Annotated in this window: 5 protein-coding genes; 4 read left to right on the top strand and 1 reads right to left on the bottom strand. The window is 40.3% G+C overall.

What is annotated here, in order from left to right; genetic code table 11:
* A partial coding sequence (yvcK, locus tag QZ055_RS07890) for a uridine diphosphate-N-acetylglucosamine-binding protein YvcK (protein ID WP_295825858.1) occupies positions 1 to 793 on the top strand: 793 nt, incomplete at its 5' end.
* 82 nt (positions 794 to 875) lie between these two features.
* Positions 876 to 2030, top strand: coding sequence for an MGDG synthase family glycosyltransferase (locus QZ055_RS07885; protein WP_295793847.1), 1155 nt, complete (start codon positions 876 to 878; stop codon positions 2028 to 2030).
* Positions 2031 to 2191: 161 nt separating this feature from the next.
* On the opposite strand, the gene QZ055_RS07880 is transcribed toward QZ055_RS07885, so the two are convergent.
* On the bottom strand, positions 2192 to 2512 hold the full coding sequence (locus QZ055_RS07880) for a hypothetical protein (protein WP_295204268.1): 321 nt from the start codon (positions 2510 to 2512) through the stop codon (positions 2192 to 2194).
* A 112-nt stretch (positions 2513 to 2624) separates the two neighbouring features.
* Here QZ055_RS07880 and QZ055_RS07875 point away from each other — a divergent pair, with 112 nt between their 5' ends.
* Positions 2625 to 4631 carry an ABC-F family ATP-binding cassette domain-containing protein gene (locus QZ055_RS07875; protein ID WP_295825854.1) on the top strand — a complete coding sequence of 669 codons (2007 nt, stop codon included), beginning with the start codon at positions 2625 to 2627 and terminating at the stop codon, positions 4629 to 4631.
* 132 nt (positions 4632 to 4763) lie between these two features.
* The coding region (locus tag QZ055_RS07870) for a [Fe-Fe] hydrogenase large subunit C-terminal domain-containing protein (protein ID WP_295825847.1) at positions 4764 to 5418 on the top strand (655 nt) is incomplete at its 3' end.

Raw genomic sequence — 5418 nt, 5'->3', positions numbered from 1 at the left:
TGACGGAGGAAGTTCAGGTGAATTACGGAAAAACATTCAGCAATTAACACCACCAGGTGATTTACGAAATGTTTTGGTGGCTTTGTCGGATATGCCTCGTTTTTATGAAAAAGTCTTTCAATATCGCTTTGCAGAAGAAGACGGTGCTTTAGCTGGACATCCTCTTGGAAACTTGATTATTGCCGGAATTTCAGAAATGCAAGGTTCGACTTACAATGCCATGCAACTGTTGACCAAGTTTTTCCACACAACTGGCAAGATTTATCCGTCTTGTGATACACCTTTGACGCTTCATGCTGTATTTACTGATGGAAGTGAGGTGGCTGGAGAAAGTCATTTGGCAGAGCACCAAGGTATGATTGAACGAGTTTATGTCACCAACACCTATAATGACCAAAAACCAACTGCTAGCCGCAAAGTGGTGCAGACAATTTTAGAAAGTGATATGGTAGTTTTGGGACCGGGATCATTGTTTACCTCTATCTTACCCAATATGGTGATAGAAGAAATTGGGCAAGCGCTCTTGGAAACCCAAGCAGAGATTGCTTATGTTTGTAATATTATGACGCAGCGTGGTGAAACCGAGCATTTCACAGATAGTGACCACGTGGCTGTTTTGCATCGTCATCTTGGGAAAGCATTTATTGACACGGTTTTAGTAAACATTGAGCAAGTTCCTCAAGAATATATGAATTCTAATAAATTTGATGAGTATTTGGTGCAGGTTGAGCATGATTTTAAAGGTTTGAAAGAGCAAGTTAACGCTACAAAAGCTAAAAAACGCAAAAAATAATCCCTAATGGATTGGAAAGAGACCTTTCGAGGTCTCTTTTTTTCGTCTATTTATGGTATAATGCACAGAGAAAGGGTGTACTATGAATAACGAAAGATCACGGAAGGTTCTCATCGTGTCCGCTTCTATTGGGACAGGACATATGCAGGCCGCCAGAGCCATAGAAGAATATTGGAAAGAGAAAGAACCACAAGCGTCGATAACTCATGTGGACTTTCTTGATACAGAAACCATGTCTGTAGAGCATTTGATCAAGGGCACATACATCAAGATGATTGACGTATTCCCGATGCTATATGATATGATTTATCGCGTATCAAAAGGGGAAAAACGAGGTACGATTATGCAAACTGCATTATCATACCTATTGAAAAGCCGCATGCTCAAATTGGTACAACAAGAAGAGCCAGATGTAATGGTATTTACGCATCCATTCCCATGTGGTGCAGCGTCTATCTTAAAACGCCAAGGACATATCGATGTACCATTAGTGGCTATCATGACGGACTTTAGTAGTCATCAATTTTGGCTATACCCTCAAATTGATACATACTATGTAGCTACTGAATCGATGGTAGATGAAATGGTAGCAGCTGGTATTGATAAATCACGCATCCATGTATCAGGTATTCCTGTACGACGCTCCTTCTTCCGTGATGCTATTGAAGAATATAGCTTAGAGAAACCGGTAAAAGTGCTCGTTATGGGCGGTGGCCTAGGTTTAGGTTCTCTAGAAACGGCATTAAAACATTTAGATGAAGTAAACGGTATTGATGAAATTACTGTCGTAGCCGGTCAAAATACATCTCTTTATGAATCCTTAGTTACCCTTAGTGAATCTATGCGAACTAAGACCATTGTATACGGATATACTACGAATATTTCGGAACTTATGAAGTCGTCTTCTTTGCTGGTAACAAAGCCTGGTGCGTTAACATGTATGGAAGCGGTTACTATTGGTTTGCCTATGGTATTCTTTAACGCTATCCCAGGGCAAGAAGAGGCCAATGCAGAGCTGTTAGAACAACGAGGTTGTGCTCGTTGGGCTCGTGATATTCATAACTTGGAAGACGTTGTGACCGCACTTCTTATTAACTCTCCGAGACTTCAACAAATGTCTGAGCGCGCTCGTGAATGGCATGTGGATGGTGCGGCTAATATCGTAAATAGTCTTATAGCCATATTAGATGCTGAGACGCCGGTAGAATTAGTGAAAGTAGAGCAATCTATTAGTTAATAGTTTAGTATTTATAGAATTATAGTGATTGTAAAAGCTATATAGCTCGATATGTTTCATTAACGATGTTGGTTCAATAAACGTTATATGCTATATCAACGTTATATGCTCTATCATAAAATTATAAAAGCGATGACCTGTCTAAGGTCATCGCTTTTGTTTTATTGGTATTGTTCAATATGTTCTTGTCGAATTTTTTGAAGTGTTTCCAAGAATGCATCTGTGCTTTCAGCACTATCTAACAAGTCTTTTAGTTGGTAAGAGTCATCGAGGGTCACACTCCATTGGAAGGAGTCATTGTCGTCGTATACATTGAATACGATTGGTGTTTCTAAATCCTCTGGCAAATGACCGTCATCATCGGACACAGTTGCATAGGTGCCATCTTCCAAGAGCTCTGTAAATAATGTGTCATACCCATCGATATCGATAAGTTCAAAGTTGATAGTTTCATAAAAGTCTAAAACGATATCTGCTGCCATGTGGACCTCCTCATGAATATATACGTTACGTTTATTCTACTGAGGGGGCCTGTTACTGTCAATGGTAATGTGTAGTATAATAAATATCAGAATGACATAATAGGAGCATACGATGAACGTTATTAGTTTACAAAACATAGAAAAATCATATGGCACACGACTGCTGTTTAAGGAGGTAAATATTACTTTCACCACCGAAAAACGGCTAGGTCTTGTGGGCATTAATGGGACAGGTAAGTCTACCTTCTTAAAAATTTTGGCAGGACAAATGGAGCCAGATAAGGGGACCATTGAGCGAAATGGTAAGGCTAGTATACATTATCTAGCACAAACACCTGAGTTTGATCCGGATTCAACATTACTAGAAGCTGTTCTTGATGGTGATCATCCTCGTTTACGAATGGTACAATCCTTTGAGCGCATTAGTCGTGAATATCGCGAAGTGCAAGAGGCTGGTGGCGAGGATGCTAAAGTATCACGGAACTATATGAATTCCTTGGAGCAGATGGACCAACAAGATGGTTGGCAAGTGGAGCAAGAGGCTCGTATTATTTTATCTAAATTAGGTTTTCCTGATGTGGATCAAAAGGTGGCTATGTTATCTGGTGGTCAAAAGCGTCGCCTTGCATTAGGGCAGGCATTATTATATCCTTGTGATCTATTATTGCTAGACGAACCGACAAACCATTTAGATGAAGATAGTATCGATTGGCTAGAGTCTTATTTAAGTGCTCGCCAAGGAGGACTATTAATTAGTACCCATGATAGATATTTCCTCGATTCCGTATGTAATGGGATTTTAGAATTATCGAATCGACGTATGTACCAATACGATGGCAACTACGAAGAGTTTATTGCCTTAAAGGCTGATCGAGAGGCTCGTGAGGCGGCTACAGAAGAGAAGCGTCGTCAGTTCTTAAAACGAGAAATCGAATGGGTGCGCCGTGGTGCGTTGGCGAGAACGACAAAACAAAAGGCTCGTTTAGACCGCTATGAAAAACTTAAGAATATGGAGAAAACTAGACGCCCGGATCAAATGGATCCTATTGCTTTAAAAACGCGTTTAGGGAAAACCATCTTTGATATTGAACATTTAGCATTCTACTTTGGCGAGCGTCCTATGATTAAGGATTTTACCTACCACGTAGTACGTCATGATCGTATCGGTATCGTCGGTCCTAATGGGGTTGGCAAGTCCACCTTTATGAACATTCTTGATGGAACCTATGAACCTACAAGCGGTACGATTGGTAAAGGCGAGACAGTTCGCATTGCACATTTCAAACAAGAACTGCCTGAGTTTGATGAAGATATGCGTGTTCTCGATTATATTCGGGAAGACCATTCCTATATGGTGCTTGGTGATGGCTCTACATTGAGTGCTGGTCAGATTCTTGAACGATTCCTATTTACACCTGAGTTACATGGTGTGCCTATTCGCAAACTTTCTGGTGGCGAACGACGTCGGTTGTATCTATTGAAATTGCTTATGAGCGCTCCTAATGTGTTGTTACTAGACGAACCGACCAATGATCTTGATATTCCTACATTAGAGGTACTAGAGGACTTCCTCGATTCCTTTAGTGGTGTCATTATCACCGTATGCCACGATCGTTATTTCTTAGACCGCGTTGTGGACAAACTTTTTGTGTTCAGTGGTGATGGTCATATTGAGATTGTTCATGGCTCCTATTCTGATTACAAGGATTCTTTAGATGAAAGTAGCGTTGGAAAGCGCCCATTCTATATGGCTAATACAGGTATATCTGTTACTTCTAAAGAAGAAAAAGCTGAAGGGGTTGCACCTAGTACTGCCAGTGATGATTCATCGTTAGGCAACTCAGCAGATGGTAGTGATAGTAGCATTACAACTTCTGGGGGAGATACTTTCAAAGAAGCACCAAAGAAGGGGCTAAATAAAGCGGAAGAAGCGGAGTATGCTAGTATCATGGAGGAATTGCCTAAATTAGAGCATTTAGTAAAGGGCCTCGATGTCATGATTAGTCAAGTTGCTACCGATTATGAGAAGATGCAATCCTTGATGGCTGAGCGAGAAGAGACTCAATCCCAAATAGATGCGCTCACAGAACGGTGGATGGAATTGGAAGAACGCCTATAATTCCTTATAGCATGCGATTTTTTAATATCTGTTATGCAAAGGAATTACATGTAAATTTATTGATAAAAGTCACAATTTATAGTATAATTTCATCGATTAACGATAACAACGTTACCTAAGTAGGAGGAACTCATGAGTAAGTACCAATTTTTAGACCGTCGCGTACCGATTGAAGACGGCAATATTGCTTTAGTTCAAGATTTATCCAAATGTAAAAACTGCTCCTTATGTCGTAAAGCTTGTGCTGTAGACATGGGCGTATTTGATTATTATGATTTAACAACTAATGGGGACCATCCTATTTGTATTCATTGCGGTCAATGTGCATCTATCTGTCCATTCGATTCCATCAATGAACGCAGCGAAATTGATGAAGTTAAAGCAGCGATTGCTGACCCTAATAAAATCGTTATCTTCCAAACGGCACCAGCTGTTCGTGTTGGTTTAGGTGAAGAATTTGGCCTTGAGGCTGGTACTTTTGTAGAAGGTAAAATGGTTGCAGCCCTTCGTAAATTGGGTGGTGACTATATCCTCGATACAAACTTTGGCGCTGATATGACTATCATGGAAGAAGCATCTGAGTTGTTAGAACGCGTTATCAACAGTGATGCGGTATTGCCTCAATTTACATCTTGTTGCCCAGCATGGGTTAAGTTTGCAGAAACATTCTATCCAGAATTCTTGCCAAACTTGTCCACTGCTAAAAGTCCAATTGCTATGCAAGCACCTACGCAAAAAACATATTTTGCTGAAAAAATGGGCCTTGATGCAAAACAAATCGTTGCTG

Source organism: uncultured Veillonella sp., from assembly GCF_905209685.1.
Taxonomy (GTDB): Bacteria; Bacillota; Negativicutes; order Veillonellales; family Veillonellaceae; genus Veillonella.
The sequence above is the reverse complement of the archived record's forward strand: the minus strand, read 5'-3'. Positions and strand labels throughout refer to the sequence as shown.

Excerpts from the sequence above, each read along its gene's own strand:
- QZ055_RS07880 (WP_295204268.1), bottom strand. The coding sequence starts at position 2,512 with ATGGCAGCAGATATCGTTTTAGACTTTTATGAAACTATCAACTTTGAA.
- QZ055_RS07875 (WP_295825854.1), top strand. The coding sequence starts at position 2,625 with ATGAACGTTATTAGTTTACAAAACATAGAAAAATCATATGGCACACGA.
- QZ055_RS07885 (WP_295793847.1), top strand. The coding sequence starts at position 876 with ATGAATAACGAAAGATCACGGAAGGTTCTCATCGTGTCCGCTTCTATT.